Source organism: Peribacillus sp. FSL H8-0477 (genome assembly GCF_038002765.1).
Classification (GTDB): Bacteria; Bacillota; Bacilli; order Bacillales; family DSM-1321; genus Peribacillus.
In genome coordinates, this window is sequence record NZ_JBBODE010000002.1 from 1,549,967 (window position 1) to 1,574,834 (window position 24,868).

Genomic DNA, 24,868 nt, shown 5'->3' on the forward strand with positions numbered 1-24,868 from the left:
TATCTCCTGTTTGCTTCGTTGCAAGCAGGTTCTTTTTTTATGCTGATAAAGGAGGAATGTAATGAGGATATTCGATGCTCATTGTGATGTTTTGATGAAACTCTTTTTGGACCGGAATCTACTGTTTACCGATCATTCGAAGCTGCAAGTGAGTTATCAATCTCTCATTCATTCACCTGGAAGTATTCAATGCTTCGCGGTATATATTCCAGAAGCTGTTCATCCAGATCTACGCTATATGGCTGCGTTAGCTATGATTGATATTTTTTATGAAAAAGTCCTAAACTTGCCGAACGTCAAACATATAAAATCTAAAAATGATATTGACGCAATGAAGGGCGATGAAATTGGAGCTATTCTGACGCTGGAAGGCTGTGATTGTGTCGGAGGGGATTTGCTTAAATTAAGTACACTCATACGTCTTGGCGTATCTTCTGTAGGGCTGACATGGAACTATGGTAATCTAGCGGCTGATGGTGCCCTGGAGAAGCGTAATAGTGGTCTGAGTATATTTGGTGAGCATTTAGTCAGGCTATTAAACAACAAGTCAATCTGTACGGACGTTTCCCATTTATCGGAGCACTCATTTTGGGATGTTTTAGACCTTGCTGATTATCCAATTGCCTCGCACTCCAATGTATATAAACTTTGTCCACATCCAAGGAATCTACGAGATGATCAAATTAAAGGACTTTTAAAGAAACAAGGAATAATAGGAATCGCATTTTTCCCGGATTTTTTACGATCATCAGATGGTGCACAGATAAAAGATATTCTGAAACATCTTGATTATATTTGCGGATTAGGAGGGGAGAACCAAGTTGGTTTCGGTTCAGACTTTGACGGAATCGATCGGACTGTTGAAAACCTTGCTTCGTATGAGGGGTACGGCTTATTAATTGAAGAATTAGAGAAACATTATTCAGCGGATTTAACTAAAAAAATTACCTTTATGAATTTCGCTTCACACTTTCCGGAACGTTAACCTTAAATAAATTAGAAAGAATAATAAATAACTAATTATTCAGTTATTTATTTAATAATGGAAGGAAATGGTTGCTTTTTCGAATGTAAAAAGCTAGAATGAAAACGATTACCGAGGGCTTAAAATAGTGTAATGCAGCCCTATTATTCTGATAAAAAGTAATTCTAGAACCATGTAGACTAGTAGATATCGTAAAAGGGGTGTAAGGAATATGATCAATCAACTTTCATGGAAAGTTGGCGGACAGCAAGGCGAAGGGATTGAAAGTACAGGGGAAATATTCTGTATTGCTTTGAACCGGCTGGGCTATTACCTATATGGTTACCGTCATTTTTCTTCGCGTATCAAAGGCGGTCATACCAATAATAAAATTAGAGTCAGTACAACCCAGAACCGATCAATTTCAGATGACCTTGATATTCTGATTGCTTTTGATCAGGAAACGATCGACGTTAACTACGAAGAACTTCATGACAATGGAATTATCATTGCTGATTCAAAATTCAAACCTGTTCCACCCGATACAAAGGCGGTGCTAGTCAGTATTCCTTTTACTGAGATTGCAGCAGATTTAGGAACCTCATTGATGAAAAATATGGTGGCTATTGGATCTACATGTGCTGTTCTTGGTATGAATATTGATGTGTTCAGCGGAGTGGTCAATGAAATATTTGGTCGTAAAGGGGAAGAAATTGTCAAAAAAAATATGGCTGCCATTGAGGCAGGCTATGAACATATGAAAGAAGCGTTGGCTGGAAACGTTGGAAAGATGATGCTTGAAGAAGCAGACGGCAAGAAGCGAATGTTTATGATAGGTAATGATGCAATAGCTTTAGGAGCCATCGCAGGAGGCTGTCGATTTATGGCTGCTTATCCTATAACTCCTGCTTCTGAAATTATGGAATATTTGATAAAGAAATTGCCGCCATTAGGCGGTACGGTAATACAAACGGAAGATGAAATTGCTGCCGCAACGATGGCTATAGGAGCGAATTATGGTGGTGTAAGAGCAATTACTGCATCAGCAGGACCAGGGTTATCTTTGAAAATGGAAGCAATCGGTTTGTCCGGTATAACGGAGACGCCGCTGGTGATTGTTGATACACAGCGTGGTGGTCCTTCGACAGGATTACCAACTAAACAAGAGCAATCTGATCTTATGGCGATGATCTATGGAACACATGGAGAAATTCCCAAGATTGTCATGGCTCCGAGTACCGTGGAAGAGGCATTCTATGATACAGCTGAGGCATTCAATTTAGCTGAAGAGTATCAGTGTCCAGTGATCATTCTCTCTGATTTACAGTTGTCGCTTGGAAAGCAGACTGTTGAGCCTTTGGATTATGGACGAGTTGAAATTAGACGCGGTAAACTTCAGCAACAGGGTACACTCCCAGTGCTTGAAGGCAATGAGTATTACAAACGATACGAAGTAACGGAAGATGGTATTTCGCCTCGTGTAGTACCAGGTATGTTTAACGGCATTCACCATGTGACCGGTGTCGAACATGATGAATCAGGAAAACCATCTGAGTCAGCGGTCAATCGTAAGAGTCAGATGGATAAACGGATGCGGAAGATTAAAAAGCTATCTTTTAAAACACCGGTATACAAAAATACCCCTCATTTGGAACCTGATCTGTTAATCGTCGGTTTTATATCAACAAGGGGCGGAATTGAAGAAGCGATTGGACGGCTTGAGGCTGATGGACTGAAAGTGAATCACGCACATATACGGCTGCTTCACCCATTCCCTGCTGATGAAATGTTCCCGCTGGTTCAGTCTGCTATGAAAGTAGTTGTAATTGAAAATAATGCGACAGGTCAGCTTGCTAATATTTTGAAAATGAATGTTGGGCAAATCAACAAAATCAACAGTATCTTAAAATATGACGGCAACCCGTTTCTGCCGCATGAAATCTATGCACAATGCAAGGAGTTGTTCATTGATGGCGACGTTTAAAGAATTTCGTAACAATGTGAAGCCTAACTGGTGTCCAGGATGCGGAGATTTCTCTGTTCAAGCTGCCATTCAAAGAGCTGCAGCTAATGTAGGCCTTGTACCCGATGAATTAGCGATTGTCTCCGGAATCGGCTGTTCTGGACGTATTTCCGGGTATATTAAATCATATGGCTTCCACGGCATTCATGGACGCTGCCTGCCTATCGCGCAGGGTGTTAAAATGGCTAATCGAGAACTGACCGTCATTGCATCAGGAGGGGACGGCGACGGATTTGCTATTGGTATGGGGCATACCATTCATTCAATTCGACGGAATATTGATATCACGTATATTGTGATGGATAATCAAATCTATGGGCTAACAAAGGGACAGACATCTCCACGTTCAGCAGCCGGCTTTAAAACAAAATCAACACCGAAAGGGTCAATCGAACAAGCCGTTTCTCCAATGGAATTAGCATTATCCGCAGGAGCAACTTTTGTTGCACAAAGTTTTTCTACTGATTTGAAAGATTTGACAGCTATTATTGAAGCGGGCATTCGGCATAAGGGTTTTTCCCTCATCAATGTATTCAGTCCGTGTGTAACCTATAATAAAATTAATACGTACGAGTGGTTTAAAGAAAACCTGACCAAACTGAGCACAATCGATCAGTATGATCCTTCCGATAAACAACAAGCGATGCAAACCATTATGGAACACGATGGTCTTGTCACGGGTATCATTTATCAAGATACAGATCGTCAATCCTATCAAGAATTAATTCCTGGATTTAAAGAGGAAGGATTGAGCAAAGCTGACCTCAATTTTAGTCAGGAAGCGTTTGATCAAATGGCAGGGGAATTTATGTAAGGATGAAACGGACAAGGAGATAAGCCGCCTTGTCCGTTTCACTTTATTTTCTTGAATATAAAAGCTAAATGGAGGGGGACTTCAGTTTAGCTGTTTGATGTCTTTATGATTAGTAGGAACCATTACAGCCGCAGTTATGATTATTGTTGTTGTTGTTGTTGTTGTTGTTGTTGTTATTTTGTCGTCTGCAACCACAGTTTAATCGAAACAACCAGCAGTTATCGTGGTTGTGGTTTCGATTGGAGTTATTGTTGCTGTAGTTATTATTGTTCTGATTAGAATTTTGGCTGTAGTTCGTATTTGAGTTATTTTGCGAATTAAATCGGCATTGACAAGTAAAGCTGTTATTGGAATTTGAGTTAGAATGATGATTGTTATTGTTTGAATAATTGGACATGAAAAACACTCCTTTTTGATTGACTACAAGATAGAGTATTCAAAGATGGACAAGGTGTACAAGATATCTATCATTATATTGAAAAATTGTGCGCGCATTTTACACTCCTTATTGTATTTCTCAATCGGACAGTCATGTTTATCGATGTTTTTTCATATTGATAAAACAGCTGATTAACACTGATTAAGTGGGTAGGATTAGGGAGAGTGTCCATGGTGAATGGGAAAATGCAAGCCATTATAAAACATCAATATGGCTATGGTGCTGAATTACAAATGATCGATATTCCGGATTATACGGATGATGAGGTTTTAATAAGAGTAAACGCAGCTTCTATCTGCGGCACTGATGTTCATATTTATACTTGGGATGAATGGTCACAGAATCGAGTACATCCACCCTTTATATTTGGTCACGAATTTTCTGGTGAAGTGGTCGGTCTCGGTGCCAAAGTAACTTCTCTCAAGAAAGGTGACTTTGTATCTGCAGAAACACATTTAGTCTGTGGATTTTGTCAGCAGTGTTTGGCAGGTCTTTATCATATATGTAAAAATACCAAAATTATTGGGGTAGATACTCATGGTTGCTTTGCTGAATATATTGTTTTACCAGCAAAAAATGTCTGGAGAAATCCAAAAGATATGCCCGCGGAGGTTGCTTCCATTCAGGAACCGATGGGGAATGCCGTTCATACCGTTCTTTCTGGGGAGGTTGTAGGAAAAATAGTTGCGATTATAGGCTGCGGGCCAATTGGGATGATGGCGGCAGGTGTCGCTAAGGCCGCAGGGGCAGCGGAAGTTATTGCTCTTGACATAAACGAGTACAGACTGAATCTCGCAAAGAGAATGGGAGCAACACGTACGATTAATTCGGCAAAAGAAGATCCGCTGCAGGTTATCGATCGAGTAACATCAGGCAATGGAGTAGACGTGGTTTGTGAAATGAGCGGGAACCCTGCAGCGATAAATCAAGGTCTTAAAATGGTTACTAACGGCGGGAGGGTATCTATTTTAAGTCTGCCGACACGCCCAGTTGAAATTGATATTACAGAAGACATCGTTTTTAAAGGGATCACGATTCAAGGGATAACAGGACGGAGAATGTTTCAAACCTGGCAGCAAGTTTCACGTTTGCTTACAACAAGACAGGTCGATGTATTACCCATCATAACGCACTCATTTCCGCTGAGGGAATTTGAGAGAGGCTTTGATCTCATGATAGAAGGCAAATGCGGTAAGGTAATCCTTCATCCGCAGCATGGATAAATGAATAAATGAGCGGGGGGATGATATGCAAGGCTTCAACGATTTACAGGAAGAATTAGATAGGATGAGGAAAGAGGGAACATTTCGCCAATTAGTTACCCTTCAGTCCGAACAAGGGGCAAGGGTAGTGATCAACGGGAGGGAAGTCATCCAGCTTTCATCTAATAATTATCTAGGTTTAACCAATCACCCCCGTTTGAAACAGGCCGCCATAAAGGCCATTGAAAAGTATGGAGCAGGAACAGGTTCTGTACGAACAATTGCCGGGACGCTCACTATGCATCAGGAGCTAGAAAAGAAACTAGCTGCCTATAAGCATACGGAGGCATCTCTTGTCTTTCAATCGGGTTTTACAACGAATCAAGGTGTACTTTCAGCGGTATTAAGTGAGGACGACGTAGTCATCTCTGATGAATTAAATCATGCGTCCATTATTGATGGCATCCGCCTAACGAAAGCTGCACGATCGGTCTATAAACATATGGATATGCTTTCTTTAGAAAGTGCCTTGGCTGATACCCAAAATTACCGTAAACGCTTAATTGTTACAGATGGTGTTTTTTCAATGGATGGTACGATTGCACCGCTGCCGAAGATTGTAAAACTTGCCGAGAAATATGATGCACTAATTATGGTAGATGATGCTCATGCATCAGGTGTCTTGGGTGAAAATGGCCGTGGAACCGTCAATCATTTTGGACTGGATGGAAAGGTAGACATACAGGTAGGAACTTTAAGTAAAGCGATGGGGGTTTTAGGTGGATATGTCGCCGGACCGCAGGTTTTAATTGACTATATCATTCATAAGGGACGTCCATTTCTATTCAGTACTTCTCACCCTCCCGCTGTAACAATGGCCTGTATGGAGGCAGTCAATGTGTTAATTGAAGAGCCGAAACGAATCGAAAAACTCTGGACGAATAGTGAATTCTTCAAACAGGGGCTGCGGAGTTTGGGGTTTGATACGGGTAAAAGTGAAACGCCGATTACGCCGGTTATGATTGGAGATGAAGCACTGACCTTAAAATTAGCGGATAAACTGCTGGAAAATGGCGTTTTCGCTCAGGGGATCGTTTTCCCCACGGTTGCGAAAGGGCAGGCAAGGATCAGGACGATTGTGACATCCCAGCACAGCAAAGCAGACTTAGAGCAGGCATTGCGGGCATTTGAGAAAGCAGGAATGGAGCTGAGTATTATTCGTTAATGTAAGCTTTTAAACGAGGGAGCAGACCTCGTTTATTTTTTTGTATTTAAATTATGGATAGATATTGAAGATATGGATAAATGATTGTTTGAAACCTATAAATGGTTTAAAATGATAAGTTGTAAGTCAAAAATAGTAAAAAAGCTACAGTTTTATAGGGAATGAGAAAGAGGGGGATATTCTTGAACGAAAAACAGCGTCTAGAATCACAGCAAGTGCATGCTGAACAACCCACGGACAAAATATCCGAAAAGGACTACAGCAGCTACTTTCAGACTGTATACGTCCCTCCATCTTTGAGGGATGCAAAAAAGCGCGGCAAAGAAGAAGTTAAATATGAAAAAGATTTTACCATCGCCGAGAAATTCCGCGATATGGGTAAAGGACGTAAATTTTTCATTCGTACATATGGCTGCCAAATGAATGAACACGATACAGAAGTTATGGCTGGGATTTTTATCGCACTTGGCTATGAAGCTACGAATACAGTCGATGATGCAAATGTTATTCTTCTAAACACTTGTGCGATTCGAGAGAACGCTGAAAATAAGGTATTTGGCGAGCTTGGCCATTTGAAAACACTAAAAACAGAAAGACCGGATTTATTATTAGGTGTTTGTGGATGTATGTCTCAGGAAGAATCAGTCGTTAATCGTATACTTGCCAAGCATTCATTCGTTGATATGATTTTCGGTACGCATAATATCCATCGTCTGCCGCAAATTCTTAATGAAGCCTACCTTTCAAAGGAAATGGTCATTGAGGTTTGGTCCAAAGAAGGCGATGTGATCGAGAATCTTCCTAAGGTTCGAAAGGGCAAAACGAAAGCATGGGTTAATATCATGTATGGCTGCGACAAGTTTTGCACCTACTGTATTGTCCCGTACACACGGGGGAAAGAAAGAAGCCGCCGCCCAGAAGAAATCATTCAAGAAGTGCGCCAGTTGGCATCACAGGGCTATAAAGAAATTACATTGCTTGGACAAAATGTGAATGCGTATGGGAAAGATTTCACAGACAGCAGTTATGGTCTCGGTGATTTAATGGATGAAATGCGTAAGATTGATATTCCAAGAGTCCGTTTTACCACGAGCCACCCAAGAGACTTTGATGATCACTTGATTGAAGTTCTCGCAAAAGGCGGAAACCTTGTCGATCATATCCATCTTCCTGTACAATCAGGAAGCACAGACATTTTAAAAATCATGGCTCGTAAGTATTCACGTGAGCAGTATTTAGAACTTGTTGCAAAAATAAAAGAGGCAATTCCCAATGTTTCATTGACGACTGATATTATTGTCGGCTATCCTAATGAAACGGAAGAACAATTTGAGGAAACGATGTCTCTATTCCGTGAAGTAGGATTTGACGCCGCTTATACATTCATTTATTCACCACGAGAAGGCACACCGGCTGCTAAAATGGTAGATAACGTCCCAATGGAAGTGAAAAAAGAGCGTTTGCAGCGGCTTAATGCTTTGGTGAATGAAACATCTGCTCAAAAAATGGATGCGTATATGGGACAGATTGTCGAAGTGTTAGTAGAAGGTGAAAGTAAGAAGAATCCGGATGTTTTGGCCGGATATACATCAAAAAATAAACTGGTAAACTTCATTGGACCTAAATCCGCTATTGGCCAGCTTGTTTCTGTGAAAATTACAGGTACAAAAACATGGTCATTAAATGGAAATATGGTCGAAGAAGCTGCCGCAATAAGGATGGAAAGCTAATGGCAACTTATACAAAAGAAGATATTATTGAACGAGCAGCAGAGCTGGCAAAAATGATTGCAAGTACGGAAGAAGTCGATTTCTTCAAGCGTGCTGAAGCACAGATAAATGATAATCAAAAAGTGCGCGAAATGATTGCTAGCATCAAGAGCTTGCAAAAACAAGCCGTGAATTTCCAGCATTACGGAAAAGAAAAAGCATATAACCAAGTACAAGCAAAAATTGATGCCTTGCAAAAAGAAATTGATGAACTGCCAATCGTAGAAGAGTTTAAGCAATCTCAAGTCGATGTAAATGATCTTCTGCAGATGGTTTCATCGCAGATTTCTAATACAGTAACGGATCTAATTATTGAAGCGACAGAAGGTGACCTTTTGAGTGGGGAAACCGGTTCAAAGGTACGTGCTGGCGGGAATAGCTGTTCATAATAGAAACTTAAAAAGTAACCCTTCCGTCAAACGAAGGGTTTTTTCTTGTTTAGCCTAAAGGAGGTAAATACCAAAAAATCCGTCTATTTTTTACCCTAAAAAGCTTTCAATCTAACAAATACCTCCTCAGTCTTGGCACATTACCTAGAATCGGGGCATAAAATAACGTATGTTTCAAGATTTGGGATTCAGTTTCTAGTCTGAAAAATTGTGGCACATTAGACTTTTAACCCGCATAGGATGAATGGAAACTGTATGAGGAGGGTTCGCTAGTATGTCAGATTATAGAGAGATAATAACTAAAGCGGTGGTGGCAAAGGGACGTAAATTTACAAAGTCTTCACACACCATTAGCCCAGCTCATCATCCGTCAAGCATTCTTGGGTGTTGGATTATCAACCATAGATATGAAGCGATTAAGGTTGGTAAGAAAGTGGAAATCCGCGGCAGCTACGAAATCAATGTTTGGTATTCGCATAATCATAATACAAAAACAGAAGTCGTAACTGAAAAGGTACAATATACTGATGTTTTATCGTTAAAGTACCGTGACCCGGATTGTCATGAAGATCAAGAAGTTATAGCGAAAGCGGTCCAACAGCCAAACTGTATTGAAGCATCTATTTCTCCTGATGGGAAAAAGATTGTCGTTCAAGTAGAGCGGGAATTCTTTGTAGAGGTGATTGGCGAAACGAAAGTATGTGTCGCCGTTAGTCCTGATGGATGCAGTGATGATGATTGGGGCTATGACCCAGATGACGATTTTGAAGATCTGGATCCTGACTTCCTTGTTGAATTTGAGGACGAATAAGGAGCTATCTTGAAATGGCTAGGTATCAGCCGGCAGAATCACACTGGAGAAGACAGAATTCATTAATTATAGATACCGGATGAATTTTTTTCATCCGGTCTTATTGTCTTTATTGGCAAAGGTTCCAAAATGTTTTTTTACATATGTCTGTAATTTCTGAAGCAACCTGCATTTCATAGAAAACTCGCTTTTTTCTTATGGTATAATAGTGGATACATAATAATGATAATTTAGTTTGGAAGGGTTTTGGGAACATGGCTGGATACACACCAATGATTCAACAATACTTAAAAATAAAGGCAGAGTACCAGGATGCCTTTTTATTTTTTCGTTTAGGCGATTTTTATGAAATGTTTTTTGATGATGCGATTTCAGCATCAAAGGAACTTGAAATAACCCTGACTGGGCGTGAAGGGGGAACGCAGGAAAAGATCCCTATGTGCGGAATCCCGTATCATGCTGCAGCAAATTATATAGATGTTTTGATTGAAAGAGGCTACAAGGTAGCTATTTGTGAACAAGTTGAAGATGCGAAGGTTGCCAAAGGGATGGTTCGGCGGGAAGTAGTCCAGTTGATTACGCCTGGAACGAAAATGGATGGAAAAGGGTTAGATGAAAAAGAAAACAACTACATTGCGACCGTTACGGATTTTCATAATCAGAGTTTTGGATTTGCTTATACAGACTTATCGACGGGTGAAAGCAGGACAACCGTTATTGAAGGACGATTTGATGATCTGTTTAATGAGCTTTCAACTATAGGAGCAAAAGAAGTTGTAATAGCCAGCGATTTTAATAGCGAATGGCAGAAGAATATGAAAGACCGTGGAATAGCCGTTTTATCATTTGAAGATCAAATTGAGGATAGAGAATCATCATTTGAGAAATTACTAACAATCTTGAAGGATCATAAACACCGTGAAACAATCGCAAGGCTTTTGAATTACCTTTATCGGACGCAAAAACGGAGTTTAGACCATCTTCAACCGGTAGAGCCATATGAAATCAATCATTATATGAAATTGGATTACTATTCAAAGCGTAATTTAGAGTTGACCGAAACGATTCGTTCGAAAGGGAAAAAAGGCTCACTTTTATGGCTGTTGGATGAAACACAAACGGCGATGGGAGGCAGACTCCTTAAACAATGGATTGACCGTCCTTTAATCGCAAAAACGCAGATTGAAGGAAGACAGCAGCTGGTCGGCACGTTAATTGCTCATTATTTCGAACGGCAGGATATCCGTGATCGGTTAAAAGAAGTCTATGATTTAGAGAGATTGGCAGGAAGAGTTGCGTTCGGTAACGTCAATGGCAGGGATCTTAATCAGTTGAAACGTTCACTCGAGCAGGTTCCGTATATTAAACAAATTGTTTCAGCAATGGATAATGAAACAATGAGCAAACTCACAGAACGACTGGATGCATGCGAAGAAGTAACAGATTTGCTTGAACAAGCGCTTGTCGACAATCCGCCGTTATCGATTAAAGAAGGCAATATCATTCGTGATGGCTTTAATAAAGAACTTGATACGTACCGAGATGCAAGCCGTAACGGGAAGTCTTGGATGGCTGCACTCGAACGCAAGGAACGTGAAGCTTCCGGCATTAAGTCGTTAAAAATCGGCTATAATCGTGTATTTGGCTATTTCATAGAAGTTACACGGGCAAATCTCCATCTGCTTGAAGAAGGCAGATATGAGCGAAAACAAACGTTGTCGAATGCAGAACGGTTTATTACCCCTGAACTGAAAGAAAAGGAAGCCTTGATCCTCCAAGCTGAGGAAAAAAGCATCAGTTTAGAATATGACTTATTCTTGTCCGTCCGTGAACAAGTCAAAGAGTATATTCCAAGGCTTCAGGCCCTTGCACGTGCCGTTAGTGAGCTCGATGTCCTTCAGTGTTTTGCGACAATCAGTGAAGAGCGTCATTATGAAAAGCCTGTCTTTTCAGATGAACGGCGAATGATGATTACAGATGGGCGGCATCCAGTGGTCGAAAAGGTGCTGGATTCACAAGAGTATGTACCAAATGATTGTCAGATGAACCGTGAGCGTGAAATGTTGTTAATTACAGGTCCAAATATGTCAGGTAAAAGTACGTATATGAGGCAGGTTGCACTCATCGCTATTTTAGCTCAAATCGGTTGTTATGTGCCTGCTTCTGAAGCGGTTTTGCCTATTTTTGATAAAGTATTCACCAGAATTGGTGCAGCAGATGATTTGATTTCTGGACAAAGTACCTTCATGGTTGAGATGTTAGAAGCGAAGAATGCGATTACCAATGCAACGGAGAATAGTCTAATATTATTTGATGAAATTGGCCGCGGGACCTCAACCTATGATGGAATGGCTCTAGCGCAAGCTATTATTGAATACATTCATAGTGAAATTGGCGCCAAAACGCTGTTCTCTACGCATTATCATGAACTGACTGTACTATCCGAGGGATTGCCGATGCTGGAAAATGTCCATGTAAGTGCGATTGAACAAAATGGACATGTCGTCTTCCTTCATAAAATAAAAGAAGGCGCAGCAGATAAGAGCTACGGAATTCATGTGGCTAAGCTTGCTGAGCTGCCTGCCATGCTGATTGATCGGGCAACTGCGATTTTAACGGAACTGGAAAAGGGCGATGGAGGGAAACCTGTTTTAGCTGTTTCTTCTGTGAGTAAAAAAGCACCTGTTAAGCAAGAGGCTGTACTGACGGCTGCAGAAGAAGCGGCTCAGTTATCCTTCTTTGCCGAACCGAATGGAGTCAAACAAAGTGCTGCGAGTCCTAAAGAAAAAAAAGTGCTTGAAGAATTAAAAAGTATGGAAGTGCTTGATATGACACCGCTCGATGCAATCAATATCTTATATAAACTGCAAAAAAAATTAAAATCGTAACGATGAGGTGATCATGTGGGGAAGATTGTTCAGCTGGATGAGTCTTTATCCAATAAAATTGCAGCCGGAGAAGTAGTCGAACGCCCTGCCTCAGTTGTAAAGGAATTGCTGGAGAATGCCATTGATGCAAACAGCACTATCATTGAAATTGAGATTGAAGAAGCAGGACTAAGCAAGATTCGAATTATTGATAATGGTGACGGGATTATGGATGACGATGTCAAACGAGCATTCCAACGGCATGCAACCAGTAAGATTAAGGACGAACATGATTTATTTAGAATACGAACGCTTGGCTTCCGCGGGGAAGCTCTGCCAAGTATTGCGTCTGTGTCTATTTTTGAGTTGAAAACAAGTACAGGTGACGGTCCAGGAACAAGGATTCTGCTTGAAGGCGGAGCGATTAAGGAATATGAAGCTTCTTCAAGTCGAAAAGGGACAGATATTAGTGTATCGGGGTTATTTTACAATACTCCAGCGCGTCTAAAATATATGAAAACCATTCATACTGAACTCGGTAATATTAGTGATATCGTCAATAGATTAGCGCTTTCGCATCCCGAAGTATCATTTCGGTTAACGCATAATGAGAAGAAGTTACTTCATACCAATGGAAACGGTGATGTCCGGCAGGTGTTGTCAGCTATTTATGGAATAAACATTGCACGGAAAATGATTCCAATAAACGGTGAAACGTTAGATTTTAAGATATCCGGCTATCTTGCCCTGCCAGAAATTACTCGAGCTTCGCGTAATTATATTTCAACGATGATAAACGGTCGCTTTATCAAAAATTATGCACTGGCTAAGGCTATTTCTGAAGGGTATCATACGTTGCTTCCAATCGGCAGGTTTCCAGTCGTACTGTTGTCAATTGAGATGGATCCGATTTTGGTTGATGTAAATGTACATCCGTCCAAGATGGAAGTCAGGCTCAGTAAAGAACAAGAACTAGGATTATTAATTACCCAAACGATTAAAGAAGCTTTTAAAGAGCGTGTCCTGATTCCAGCAGGCTTTGCACCTGTAAAAAAAGAACAGCCTGTCTCGGAACAAACCGCATTTGATTTAGATCATGTTGTAAAAACGGGTAAAGATATTCTTGCCAAGGGGCAGCAACAAGCTGCACTTATTCGGGAAACGATTGAAAAAGAACAGCAGCTTATCAATCAAGAAGTACTTCCACAAAGCACGAATCAAGCATTTGTTATGCCAGACGAGAATGAAGATCCTTTTTCAACAGATGTGGATTTCCTGAATGACAATGCTGCACAAGAGGATGTTTTCGAAGAAGAAGGGCAGCAACCGGCTTATCAACAGGTAGAAAAGAATGCTCCAAGAGTACCGCCGCTTTATCCAATTGGACAAATGCACGGAACGTATATATTTGCTCAAAATGAAAATGGCTTATACCTCATTGATCAGCACGCTGCACAAGAACGAATAAAATATGAATATTTTTCCGAAAAAGTAGGCAGAGTTGAAAATGAATTGCAGGAAATGCTTGTTCCGATGACCTTTGAATTTTCCTCTGACGAATGCATGCGCATTGAAGAGCATAAAGAAGAACTTGAAAAGGTAGGCGTCTTCCTAGAAGAATTCGGGCACAATGCCTTCATTGTACGTGCCCATCCACAATGGTTTCCGACCGGAATTGAACAGGAAATTATCGAAGATATGATTGAACAACTGCTGACCATGAAGAAGGTCGATGTAAAAAAACTTCGTGAAGAAGCGGCTATTATGATGAGCTGTAAAGCATCAATCAAAGCCAACCGCCACCTGCGAAATGATGAAATTCAAGCCCTGCTTGATGAACTAAGACGCACCACCGACCCCTTCACGTGTCCGCATGGTCGTCCAATCATCATTCACTATTCGATTTACGATATGGAGAAAATGTTCAAACGAGTGATGTAAATAAAATACTCCATTCATACCTCTGTACCCTACAGCGTTAGACACTTGTCTACCTGTAGGGTATTTTTTTGACTGAAAGCCTTAAGGACAGAATATCTTCCTATCTTTATATACAAAAGTTTTTCTTCTGATTTTACCATCTAAGAGGCTATAGCTTATTCTTTTTTTCTTTACTTGAATAGATTATAGTCAGGACAATATTTGTTTATCATTTCCGATATGCAGGATTGTTCAAAAATGATAAAGGAGAAATCGATTTGTCGCAACCAAATATACCTAATATTTCGCCTGCTATCACCCTTACTAGGGACGACGCTATTAACTTGCTCTTAGCATCCATTGCGATGGAAGAATTAGGCCTCGCCCATATCATTAATGCAGAAGGAGAAAAAATCCAATATGCACTAGGTACCATACCTGGCTTAACTCCTGCATCTACATTAGCGAATATATTAGAAGTAAATGAAAGCGTGCAAGATACCCTCAGTCTGGCCGTGAAAAAGGAAATGTTATTAAACAGTAAATTAAAACAAGTGACTCAAATCTCCTCTTCTACAGGAGCAACGGGTATAACCGGACCCACAGGGCCTACAGGAGCGACGGGTTCAACCGGACCCACAGGGCCTACAGGAGCGACAGGCATAACAGGACCCACAGGACCTACAGGAGCTGGACCTACAGGAGCAACCGGTGGTGGTGATTTCATTGAAACGCTGAAGATAGGGGATATTGATAATTTAATTCCTTTTAACGCTGGTAGTGGAAACAACCAAGCCATAGGGGCCTTAGCTTTTAATGGCCAACAAACAACCATAAGTAGACTGGCTGCTTACGTTACTCAAATAGGCGTTGGTTCAGGTGTTTTTCAAATGGCTGTTCTAGAACCAGACAGTCCGACACAAGCTACAGTAATTGCGGTGACTACTGTTGCAAACGCTATAACAGCAGGTCTATTCATCTTACCTCTAACTGCACCTGTTACGCTTTCCGGGGATAAAGTTTATTATCTTGCTGTATACAATCAAGTGAATGGTTCAACTATAGGTGGTCGAATTACAGGGACATTAACAGTAGTGGAGGCTTCCCCCATCAACTTTAGATCACAAAACCTTCCGGAATTAGCAATTGGTCAGACTATAAATACAAGTGATGTGAGTTTACTTTCATCGCCTTACGTTGCAGGGTTGGCCTAGAGAATAGTTTGCTATGCTCATTTTATTTGAATTTGATTACCATTAAGAGAGGCACCTCTTCTGTGTGGATAGGTTGATGTCTTCCAATCAACTATACCAAACGATGAGATGCTTTTTTTATGCTTATTTTGTTAATAACAATCAATCGTTTGTTTAAGACAAGATTACTTAAAGAGGTCAAATGAGGAGCCGTTTGCTTTGATACAAAGAAGGGTACATCTCAAATATTAGTAAATTTTAGGAGTGTTGTAGATGGAGATCAAAAGTGGCTCTGGACAAGTAATTACTTCACTGAATGATTGGTTTAGGCATTCTCCACCGGCTGCAGGTGAGCGGCACTGGAAGGAGGGAAGAAGCGCGAAAGAATTGGCGAAATACTGGATGAAAAATGGGGAATTAATCGTTGTTCCTAATGAACTGCAGTCTCTATTTAACAGCAATCCCGTAACCAGTGAGTTGTTGGTTGAATCGGTTATTCCTGAATGTACAACAAAGTTAGATAATTTTGGAAAAGGAAGAATGCACGATTTATTATTGATTGGGAAAAAGGATGAATGTTCAATTGTTATCTCTATAGAGGCCAAGGCTGATGAAACCTTTGGGCCTACGATAGCCGAACGCCACAGAAATAATTCAGTAAATTCTAAAATTGACGAGCGTATAAACCTTCTTTCGAAACAATTATTTTTGGATGTGAATATTGAATCATTAAGGTACCAGCTGCTGCACGGAATAGCTGGTACCCTGCTTGAGGCAAAGAAGCAAAAAGCAGATTTTGCTGTGTTTGTTGTTCAGGAGTTTACTACCCCACTTACAAATCCAAAAAAACAGCAAAAAAATTCAGCTGATTTGAACCTGTTTATCAGCACACTAGTTAATGAGCCTGTAAATTTAAAGGAGGGATTCGGGTGCCGGTGGGAAATGAAGAAGCCAATGAACCGTCACTGTTTTTTGGAAAAATTAGAACCGAAGTGAAGTAGATAAAAAGACTAAAATATTGGGAGGGTGATTTTTGGACTATTTGATTATGAGTATCATTTTAGTCATCTGCTTTTATTATCTATTTCTACGAAGCAATGTTAGGAAGGAATGGGGGAAACTTTCTCCATCTTCTTCGATTTTACCCTACCTTTGTTTTGGAGGGACAGTTGCTTATTTTGGAGCACAAATTTTTGAGTTGGAATGGCTATATGGGATTACTCTATATTCGGTAATTGGAGTTTTAGTAAGTGAACGGCAGCTAAATATAGCTAAAAAGATCGTTTTAGGCGTTTTTATTCTTTTTCTACTATCTGTTTTTCGTGTGCCAACAGATGATTCGTTTAAGGAGTATATCAGCAGTAAAGATAGCTACCAATGCATACGTGATTACGAATGTGTAAAAATAACATCTAAGAAAACACCTGATGGTCGGCAAGAAACAGTAGTGGAAATTCTTAAGATTAAGGGGCGCTTTTTTGAATGGAAGCTGTTTTATGCTATAGGCTCCCTGACACTTGAGAATGATAAAGGAGAAGAAGAGACATTGAGAGGATTTAATATTGCTGGATTTTGGTATGATCGATAGACCAAACATGCCCCAGTGAGTAGGAGAAAAAGAAGCCGAGATACTCGGCTTCTTTTTTGCTCTCTTATGGGAGATAAAGCAGAATATTGTAAAATTATAGTATAATATAGTTATATTTACTAATTTTAATTATTGGTTATTTATTAGGAAAAGGGGTTGTGGTTTGTTTGAATCATTATATTTGTGAGACTTGTGGGGTTCAGTATGAATGCTCTAATGAAGTACCTGAAGAATGTATGATTTGCGGGGAGGAAAGACAGTATATTAGTTCGAAAGGCCAGACTTGGACAACCTTGGATAAGATGATCGAAGAGGGTGCATATAAGAATACAATTCTTGTGGAAGAAGAACACTTATATAGCATAAACACTCATCCAGGTTTTGGAATTGGACAAACGGCTTATCTGATAAAAGAGAAGCAGTTTAATTTATTGTGGGATTGTATAACCTATCTTGACCAAACGACGATAAGACATATTGAAGATTTAGGTGGAATTGATGCGATAGCTTTATCTCATCCTCATTATTATTCTAGTCAAGTAGAGTGGGCTGAAGCTTTTAACAGCCCCATTTATATTCATGAAGATGATAGAGAATGGGTGACGAGACCCAGTGAACATATCATTTTTTGGTCTGGTGAGTCATTTGAATTGCAAGAGGGTATCATCCTGCAGCGAATAGGAGGTCATTTTAAGGGAGGTACAATTTTGGAATGGAAAAATGGAAATAGTCAGAAGGGAGTTTTATTAACAGGGGATATTATTCGAGTTGTAGCTGACCGGGAATGGGTAAGTTTTATGTACAGTTATCCGAATTTTATTCCCCTTCCAAGTAATAATGTAGAAAGGATTTCACGCAGAATAAGAGAATGCAAATTTGATAAATTATATGACGCATTCAATCGTGTGATTAAAGAAGAGGCCAAGCATAGAGTACAAAAGTCGGCATCACGATATATAGAAGCAGTAAACGGAACGTTATTTACGACATAAATGGAGAAAACAGCAGTGATTAAATCCTGAATATGGTATACTAACTGTAAATGAATAAACTCGCAGAAAAAGGGTGCTGAATAGTTCAGCGCAATAGGGAATTCGGTGTAAATCCGAAGCTGTTTCCGCAACTGTAAGTGCTAATGAAATAAGAGAAAACCACTGTTTTTCTAATGAATGAGGACGAAACTGCTGTTCATTAGAGATAAATGGGAAGGTTCTTAGAGTAAAATGATGCACAAGCCAGGAGACCTGCCCTTTTTTGATCGTATTTTGCTCTTCGGAAGTTAGGAGGATTGTATGGCGTATACCTCCTTTTTTGCGTGTTTAAAATAGGAAGTTATGCCGGCCAATATCCTTTGGCCGGCTTTTCGTTGTGGCTTTTTAGCTAAAAATACAGCGGTTTATTCATTACTTTTACCTATTAAGGAGGGTACTCATTTTGACTAAGAAAGATTTTCGTTTTATGTGCTATCCATACATGCGTGAGTCAATTTCCACTGTGGATTTTGAAATTAGGACGGATTCACTGACTACACGTATTGGTTTAGCGGCTTCATTAACAAAAGACATATCTGTTATATACAATGATCTATTGTACTTATGTGATATGGGGTATAACTTAAATGGCTCAGTACGCGGACGCATTGGTATTACCCAGGAGGACTTGAATCGCTTAAGTACGATGTACGATTTTTATCGCGAACAAGTCAAGGAATCCATTGAAACCTTTGTGCTTCCACAAGGAACAACAGCGGCTTGCGTCCTGCATACTTGCCGCAGTGAGGCAAAGAAATCAGTTCGTGCGCTCCATAAAGTCAGCACAGAACAAAAAATTCCTAGGATTCTTTTTGATTACACCCACTTGCTTGCCAATGTTTTCTTTGTTATGGCTGTCTATGTTAATAAATTGCATGGTGTAGAAGAAATCCCTCATATCAGTATTTGCTATGACGTTACACCTATGTAGATGTTCCAGAGAAATAGTAACTTTAGAAAAGTGGGGAAAAATGATGAAAAACACGAAATGGTTAATTGTACTTCTTCTCTCGGTCTTTTTTATTTTAGCAGGCTGCGGCAATGAAGAAACTGAAAATAAATCAGATAAAGGGACTGAAACCAACACTGAAACGGCAGTCAATCAGGAGTTACCGTATACGATAACAGATGATATGGGAAAAGAAGTAACGTTTGAAAAAGTTCCAGAAAAAGTAGTATCACTTCAGCCAAGCAATACCGAAATTCTATTTGCATTAGATGCCGGGGATAAAGTGATTGGAGCTACTGAATTTGATGATTACCCAGCTGAAGCAGCAAAAATCGAACGTGTATCTGATTCAATGACGATCAATGCTGAAAAGATTATCGCCCTGAAACCCGATGTTGTCATTGCCTATACAATCGGTGACATGGATACGTTAAAACCACTTGAAGATGCTGGAATAAAAGTATTCGTTATTCAATCTGCTACATCTTTTGAAGAGGTATACAGCGATATAAATCAAATAGCCCAAGTCATGAATGTAGAAGAAAAAGGCAGTGAATTAATAAAAACGATTAAAAAGAAGATTACCGATGTATCAGACAAAGTAGCAAACGTAAATAAAACTGCTATCTACTTTGAAATCAGTCCATCACCTGAATTATATACAGCTGGGAATGGAACATTTCAAAATGAAATTCTTGAAAAAGCGGGAATTGCGAATATCTTTGACGATCAAGAAGGATGGCCAAGTGTATCTGAAGAAGAAGTTATCAAGCGTAATCCAGCAGTTATCACAACAACCGTAGGTTATATGGAAGATCCGGTCGGTGAAATAAAATCCCGAAAAGGATGGGAGTCTATTAGAGCTGTTACGGAAGGGAAGATATATCAATTTGATGAAAGCATGATGAGCCGACCTGGACCGCGAATAGGGGACGCTGTTGAATTAGCTGCTAAAACTATTTATCCCGATGTATTTAAATAAGGAATAAAAAAAATCATCCTTCTTTATGGAGGATGATTTTTTATTCCTTATCTATTGAACTTCTATAACAAAGACATAACTTGCATCTCCTTTTTCCCAACTTGCAAAGATATCATATATATATACACCTTTTTCTTTGGGGGCAGTCAAGAGATGATTAGTAATCATAGTACTCTCTGATTGTTGGTCTTGACTCCATTTGGATGCTGTCAATGTATCTTTAAGAGGTTCGTTTTTAAATTCAACTTTTATTTTGGCTTCAGCAGGTACAATCATAGGTTTAAGATCTTGATGTTGAATAATCTCAGGTGGAGAAATCGTATCAACACACTCAGAACGTAAAAGGCCATTCCAACAGTAAGATGCTGGTGCGGTTGGAACAACCTTATTATGAATGGTTACGATTGGTACAGGTGGATCTGATTGACTGTTAATGAGATAATTCCAATCAAGAAAATAAGGAATAAAATAATGACTAACCCTTTTTTCATTAGCTGCCCCCTTTTATTGGCTACTAGTCTTTTCTATTAGACGTAATGGATAAAAAAAGGTTTCTAATGAATTTCAAAGTTAGAAGTAGGCGTGTTAAAACAGGTTACGGCACGCCTTGTGAGGAAAGTCAGGGTGAAGAGTCTTGCGGGGATTTAAAGAAATCATGATCTGTTTTCGATTTTCAAGTAGGCAGTGATAAAGATTCTGAGAAAGATCATGATGAGTACGATAATGAAAATTGCATTAAAAAAGTCAGCCATATTCTTTCACCTCCGTTTATAGTAGAGCAAGACGCCAGAAGCTGTTGAGTGAAGTATTACGTGTATATGGTTAGTGTACCCAAAAGAAAATAGAATATTGTAAGGCTGGTATTAAGTTACTGTAAAGTCAGGTAGAGTATATTTTTTAAATAATCAGTTTTTTTATTGACGAAATTAATTTTTATATATAAAATAATCTGCAAGGTGGTGAAAGGGAATGATGGGAGAAAAAAAACATGAAAAACGCAAATATTCGGTCCCTGCAGTTGAAAACGCCTTCGCAATCTTAAGACTGCTGAGCCGCAAGCGTTTTAAGGAAAGTACGTTGACTGAAATTGCGAATGCCTTGTCGCTCAGCCCTGCCACTTGCTTTCGAATCTTGCAGTATCTTGAAGAATCGGCTATTGTCCGGTATGAAAAGGATAAAAAGAGATATACGCTTGGGCCTTATTTAGTTGTGCTAGGTGAAAGAGCCAAAGAGCACTTGGATTATCTGTCTATTGTGAAACCGTATCTAGAAAGCTTAACTAAAGAAACGGGGTTAACTTCAGTTCTTGTTAATCGCGTGGGAAAGGAAAAGCTGACCTTTGTCTTAAAAGTCGAAGGGGAGGATTATGGTGTACATGTTTCCATCGGACGACATTTTTCGATTATCGACGGTTCGTATGGCATGTGTTTTCTCGCATACATGGATAAAGAAGAGCGGGATGGTTATTTAAAAAGAGGAATCGGTGTAAAGTCCTCTAACCAGCAAGATAATGAATTGTTTGAGGAAGACTTTGAGAAAGTCCGGAATGATGGCTATTACATAACATACGGGGAATTTATTAAAGGGATATTTGGAATTGCCGCCCCAATATTCAATGGAGCAAACCAAGTAGAGATGGCGATAGCCCTTGTCGGTTCAATTGCACAGTTTGAGAAAGCGGAACTGTTGGAAAAAGGGATAATAACCAAGAACGTTGCACACGAGATTACTAGAAAGATAACTATTTAATTACACCTAAGAATTTACAGCCGCCGTCAAGCTTTGGAGAAAGTGAAAGGGAGGATTGTGAATTCTTTTTTGTTTTATGTAAGCGTATACAATTTAGATCGGAGGAGAAGTATGGGAGCTTTAACTGGAATAACGGTACTTGATTTATCCCGGCTGCTGCCTGGACCTTACTGTTCGTTACTGTTAGCCGATTACGGGGCAGAAGTAATAAAAATTGAAGAGCCTGAGCTTGGCGATTATATCCGCTGGGGGAAACCAGCAATTGAGGGAATAGGTTCAAGGCATTTGACGATTAATCGAAACAAAAAAAGTGTCACACTAAATTTAAAGAAAAAGGAAGGCCAGTCTATTTTTAAAAGAATGGCAGAAAAAGCGGATGTCATTCTTGAAAGCTTTCGACCAGGGGTAATGGAGCGATTAGGGATCTCCTATCAGGAAATTGCAGAAATTAATCCGGGTATCGTGTACTGTTCATTAACGGGCTATGGACAAACTGGTCCCTACCGTCATTTGCCAGGACATGATATGAATTATATCGGCTATAGCGGGATTTTGGGAATGATTGGTGAAAAAGGGGGCAAGCCAGTTGTTCCTGGCGTTCAAATTTCCGATATTGGCGGAGGGGCTTTGATGGCCCTTTCTGGTATTATGATGGCTTTGTTTCATAAAGAACGGACGGGCAAAGGGCAATATGTTGATGTATCAATGATGGACGGTTCGGTTTCCTGGTTGTATGCTTCTGCATCCGAGTATTTTGCTTCTGGAGAGGTACCTGCACGCGGGAATACACGATTATCAGGTAAATATGCCTGTTATGATGTCTATGAAACCAGCGATGGGAAATATCTTTCAGTGGGGGCACTAGAAGAGAAATTTTGGAAAAATATTTGTCAATTGGTTGATAAACCAGTTTGGATTGCGTTACAAAATGGAGATGAACAGAGTCAGGATCAATTACGAGAAGAAGTGTCCAATCTATTCATGTCAAGAAGTCAGGCCGAGTGGTTAAATCTACTTCAATATGAAGATACTTGCGTGGGGCCTGTTTATGATCTTGATGAAGCGTTCTCTGACCCACAATTGCTTGAACGAGAAATGCTGATTGAAATGAATCATCCTGTAGCAGGAAGGATTAAACAACTTGGTTTTCCAATAAAGTTTTCGACGACGCCTGGTGAGCTTTATGCACCTTCACCACAGTTGGGTGAGCATACGGAAGAGATTCTTGCCCGCTTTAAATACTCTTCCGAAAGCATTGAGAAATTCCGTGAGGATGGCGTGATAGGGAAAAAATTAACCTAAAATATCTGAAATTTCAATTTATTAAAAAGGTGGTCATATACATGTCATTTGTTCATTTTTCACGAACAGGAATAGACGGAAAAATTGCTGAAATTGTCCTCGATCGGCCAGAAGCTAGAAATGCATTTCATACAGAAATGGCAAAAGAACTTTTGGAGATTTGCCGGCAGATAGCCAAAAGTGATGCCCGAGTGGTCCTGCTGTCATCATCTAATTCAAAAGCATTTTGCTCAGGGGCTGATTTGAAAGAACGGAATCAATTAAAGGAAGATGAGTGGAGGACCCAGCATACGCTGTTTGAAGAAATGTTCGATCAATTAGCTGACCTCAAACAACCTACTATCGCAGTCGTAGATGGATATGCCCTTGCTGGCGGATTTGAACTGGTGTTGAACTGTGATTTTATTGTGGCCGCGAAAACAGCCACATTTGGTTTACCTGAGGTCACACGCGGCATTATGCCCGGAGGAGGCGGTTCGAGATTGTTGTCAAAACGAATTGGCTTGCATGTAGCAAAAGAATGGCTCTGTACAGGTTGTTTTGTCACTGCAGAATCCGCCAATCGAGCCGGATTGTTGAATCGACTAACCAGGTCAGAAAACCTTCAACAGCAAGCACTCGAGCTTGCCGAAAGTATAGCCGCTAATGCCCCGCTTGCTGTGCAGAGCTGTAAGGCTTCGGCAAATGAATTGTATGGGATGCCGACACTTGAAGCAAGGAAGCAAGAGTTGATTCATTATAATGTCTGTATTGATACCGAGGATCGCATCGAAGGGGTAAAGGCATTTGTAGAAAAACGCGACCCCCGTTTTGTTGGAAAATAAGGCAATCAATAGAGGAGGAGATGTATTGACCTATAGCCAGGTAAAAGTCAGCACTAAAAATGGAATATGCCTTGTTAAACTGAATCGGCCCGACATTAGAAATGCACTAGTGATGGAGATGCGTGAAGAATTAATAGACTTGTTTACGGGAATGGCTGCTGACGAATCCGTGAAAGTTGTGATTCTAACTGGTGAAGGAAAGGCTTTTTCAGCTGGAGGAGATCTTCGTACATTACAAAATGTGACCTCTGAGGCGGGAAGGAAAAGGCTTCAAATTGGACATAGGTTGATTGAGTCCATTATGAGTTTAGAAAAGCCAGTGATAGCCGCCGTTAATGGAGCTGCAGCTGGGGCTGGGACGAGTATTGCCCTTGCATGTGATGTGATTCTTGCATCAGATTCCGCTTTTTTCGTCCAAAGCTTTATAAAGGTTGGCTTAGTCCCAGATTTAGGTTCCGCTTATTTACTGCCGCGATTGGTTGGCCGTCAGCGGTCATTAGAAATGATGCTTTTTGGTGAAAGAATAACGGCTGATCAGGCAAAGCAAATGGGGTTAGTTAATAAAGTGAGTGAGCATAAGCAGTTGCTTACGGATGCATATGAAATGGCTGAAAAGCTTGCTGCAGGACCAGGCATGGCCATGGGACTAACAAAAAAACTGGTTAACCGTGGGATAGATGGAAGTCTTCAAGAGCTGTTTGCATTAGAAGGTTTAGCACAAGGTTTATGCTTCGAATCAGCTGACTTTACCGAAGGAGTCAACGCATTTTTTGAAAAACGAGATCCGGCGTTTACTTCTTAAGGATAGACAATAAATTTATTACGAA

The 24,868-nt window shown here is 40.1% G+C and carries 21 protein-coding genes and 1 riboswitch; of the genes, 20 read left to right on the plus strand and 1 reads right to left on the minus strand.

Features of this window, described 5'->3' with window-relative positions; genetic code table 11:
- The first annotated feature begins 61 nt into the window (after nucleotides 1-61).
- The 16 genes from MHI18_RS19275 (at nucleotide 62) to MHI18_RS19350 (ending at nucleotide 20,166) form a co-directional block, all read left to right on the plus strand.
- Complete coding sequence (locus MHI18_RS19275; protein ID WP_340849773.1) at nucleotides 62-985, plus strand: dipeptidase; 924 nt, start codon at nucleotides 62-64, stop codon at nucleotides 983-985.
- Nucleotides 986-1,196: 211 nt separating this feature from the next.
- Entirely contained in the window at nucleotides 1,197-2,948 is a 1,752-nt protein-coding gene (locus MHI18_RS19280; RefSeq protein WP_340849775.1) for a 2-oxoacid:acceptor oxidoreductase subunit alpha, read from the plus strand.
- Nucleotides 2,935-3,801: a 2-oxoacid:ferredoxin oxidoreductase subunit beta gene (locus MHI18_RS19285; RefSeq protein ID WP_340849777.1), complete on the plus strand. Its 867-nt coding sequence runs from the start codon at nucleotides 2,935-2,937 to the stop codon at nucleotides 3,799-3,801. The genes MHI18_RS19280 and MHI18_RS19285 overlap by 14 nt, the downstream gene beginning before the upstream one ends.
- 612 nt (nucleotides 3,802-4,413) lie before the next feature.
- Nucleotides 4,414-5,463 carry an L-threonine 3-dehydrogenase gene (tdh, locus tag MHI18_RS19290; protein WP_340850337.1) on the plus strand — a complete coding sequence of 350 codons (1,050 nt, stop codon included), beginning with the start codon at nucleotides 4,414-4,416 and terminating at the stop codon, nucleotides 5,461-5,463.
- 25 nt (nucleotides 5,464-5,488) lie between these two features.
- Complete coding sequence (locus MHI18_RS19295; RefSeq protein ID WP_340849778.1) at nucleotides 5,489-6,667, plus strand: glycine C-acetyltransferase; 1,179 nt, start codon at nucleotides 5,489-5,491, stop codon at nucleotides 6,665-6,667.
- A gap of 182 nt (nucleotides 6,668-6,849) precedes the next feature.
- Nucleotides 6,850-8,397, plus strand: a complete 1,548-nt coding sequence (gene miaB / locus MHI18_RS19300; protein ID WP_340849780.1) for a tRNA (N6-isopentenyl adenosine(37)-C2)-methylthiotransferase MiaB — start codon at nucleotides 6,850-6,852, stop codon at nucleotides 8,395-8,397.
- On the plus strand, nucleotides 8,397-8,825 hold the full coding sequence (locus MHI18_RS19305) for a RicAFT regulatory complex protein RicA family protein (RefSeq protein WP_040376547.1): 429 nt from the start codon (nucleotides 8,397-8,399) through the stop codon (nucleotides 8,823-8,825). The genes miaB and MHI18_RS19305 overlap by 1 nt, the downstream gene beginning before the upstream one ends.
- A 274-nt stretch (nucleotides 8,826-9,099) precedes the next feature.
- Nucleotides 9,100-9,636 (plus strand): outer spore coat protein CotE, encoded by a 537-nt coding sequence (locus MHI18_RS19310; RefSeq protein ID WP_340849783.1) that lies wholly within the window; start codon nucleotides 9,100-9,102, stop codon nucleotides 9,634-9,636.
- Nucleotides 9,637-9,890: 254 nt separating this feature from the next.
- The gene (gene mutS / locus MHI18_RS19315) at nucleotides 9,891-12,524 is read left to right on the plus strand and encodes a DNA mismatch repair protein MutS (protein ID WP_340849785.1); all 2,634 of its coding nucleotides are present in this window, start codon (nucleotides 9,891-9,893) and stop codon (nucleotides 12,522-12,524) included.
- A 15-nt stretch (nucleotides 12,525-12,539) separates the two neighbouring features.
- Nucleotides 12,540-14,444, plus strand: coding sequence for a DNA mismatch repair endonuclease MutL (gene mutL / locus MHI18_RS19320; RefSeq protein WP_340849787.1), 1,905 nt, complete (start codon nucleotides 12,540-12,542; stop codon nucleotides 14,442-14,444).
- A 257-nt stretch (nucleotides 14,445-14,701) separates the two neighbouring features.
- A complete protein-coding gene (locus MHI18_RS19325) occupies nucleotides 14,702-15,637 on the plus strand; it encodes a collagen-like triple helix repeat-containing protein (RefSeq protein ID WP_340849788.1) in 936 nt (311 codons plus the stop codon).
- A 252-nt stretch (nucleotides 15,638-15,889) separates the two neighbouring features.
- Complete coding sequence (locus MHI18_RS19330) at nucleotides 15,890-16,612, plus strand: DUF6946 family protein (protein WP_340849790.1); 723 nt, start codon at nucleotides 15,890-15,892, stop codon at nucleotides 16,610-16,612.
- Nucleotides 16,613-16,649: 37 nt separating this feature from the next.
- Nucleotides 16,650-17,204: a hypothetical protein gene (locus tag MHI18_RS19335; RefSeq protein WP_340849791.1), complete on the plus strand. Its 555-nt coding sequence runs from the start codon at nucleotides 16,650-16,652 to the stop codon at nucleotides 17,202-17,204.
- A 167-nt stretch (nucleotides 17,205-17,371) separates the two neighbouring features.
- On the plus strand, nucleotides 17,372-18,196 hold the full coding sequence (locus tag MHI18_RS19340; protein ID WP_340849793.1) for an MBL fold metallo-hydrolase: 825 nt from the start codon (nucleotides 17,372-17,374) through the stop codon (nucleotides 18,194-18,196).
- Nucleotides 18,197-18,250: 54 nt separating this feature from the next.
- A riboswitch (cobalamin riboswitch) is annotated at nucleotides 18,251-18,470 on the plus strand.
- A gap of 192 nt (nucleotides 18,471-18,662) precedes the next feature.
- Entirely contained in the window at nucleotides 18,663-19,166 is a 504-nt protein-coding gene (locus MHI18_RS19345) for a hypothetical protein (protein ID WP_340850338.1), read from the plus strand.
- A 40-nt stretch (nucleotides 19,167-19,206) separates the two neighbouring features.
- The gene (locus tag MHI18_RS19350) at nucleotides 19,207-20,166 is read left to right on the plus strand and encodes an ABC transporter substrate-binding protein (RefSeq protein ID WP_445670021.1); all 960 of its coding nucleotides are present in this window, start codon (nucleotides 19,207-19,209) and stop codon (nucleotides 20,164-20,166) included.
- 51 nt (nucleotides 20,167-20,217) lie between these two features.
- Here MHI18_RS19350 and MHI18_RS19355 read toward each other — a convergent pair whose 3' ends face one another.
- A complete protein-coding gene (locus tag MHI18_RS19355) occupies nucleotides 20,218-20,442 on the minus strand; it encodes a hypothetical protein (RefSeq protein WP_340849796.1) in 225 nt (74 codons plus the stop codon).
- Nucleotides 20,443-21,135: 693 nt separating this feature from the next.
- Between MHI18_RS19355 and MHI18_RS19360 the strand changes: the two genes are divergently transcribed.
- The 4 genes from MHI18_RS19360 (at nucleotide 21,136) to MHI18_RS19375 (ending at nucleotide 24,843) form a co-directional block, all read left to right on the plus strand.
- Nucleotides 21,136-21,915 carry an IclR family transcriptional regulator gene (locus MHI18_RS19360; protein WP_340849798.1) on the plus strand — a complete coding sequence of 260 codons (780 nt, stop codon included), beginning with the start codon at nucleotides 21,136-21,138 and terminating at the stop codon, nucleotides 21,913-21,915.
- A gap of 111 nt (nucleotides 21,916-22,026) precedes the next feature.
- Nucleotides 22,027-23,217 carry a CaiB/BaiF CoA transferase family protein gene (locus MHI18_RS19365; RefSeq protein ID WP_340849800.1) on the plus strand — a complete coding sequence of 397 codons (1,191 nt, stop codon included), beginning with the start codon at nucleotides 22,027-22,029 and terminating at the stop codon, nucleotides 23,215-23,217.
- A gap of 41 nt (nucleotides 23,218-23,258) precedes the next feature.
- A complete protein-coding gene (locus MHI18_RS19370; protein WP_340849801.1) occupies nucleotides 23,259-24,041 on the plus strand; it encodes an enoyl-CoA hydratase/isomerase family protein in 783 nt (260 codons plus the stop codon).
- Nucleotides 24,042-24,066: 25 nt separating this feature from the next.
- Nucleotides 24,067-24,843, plus strand: a complete 777-nt coding sequence (locus MHI18_RS19375; RefSeq protein ID WP_340849803.1) for an enoyl-CoA hydratase/isomerase family protein — start codon at nucleotides 24,067-24,069, stop codon at nucleotides 24,841-24,843.
- The last annotated feature ends 25 nt before the right edge of the window (nucleotides 24,844-24,868 follow it).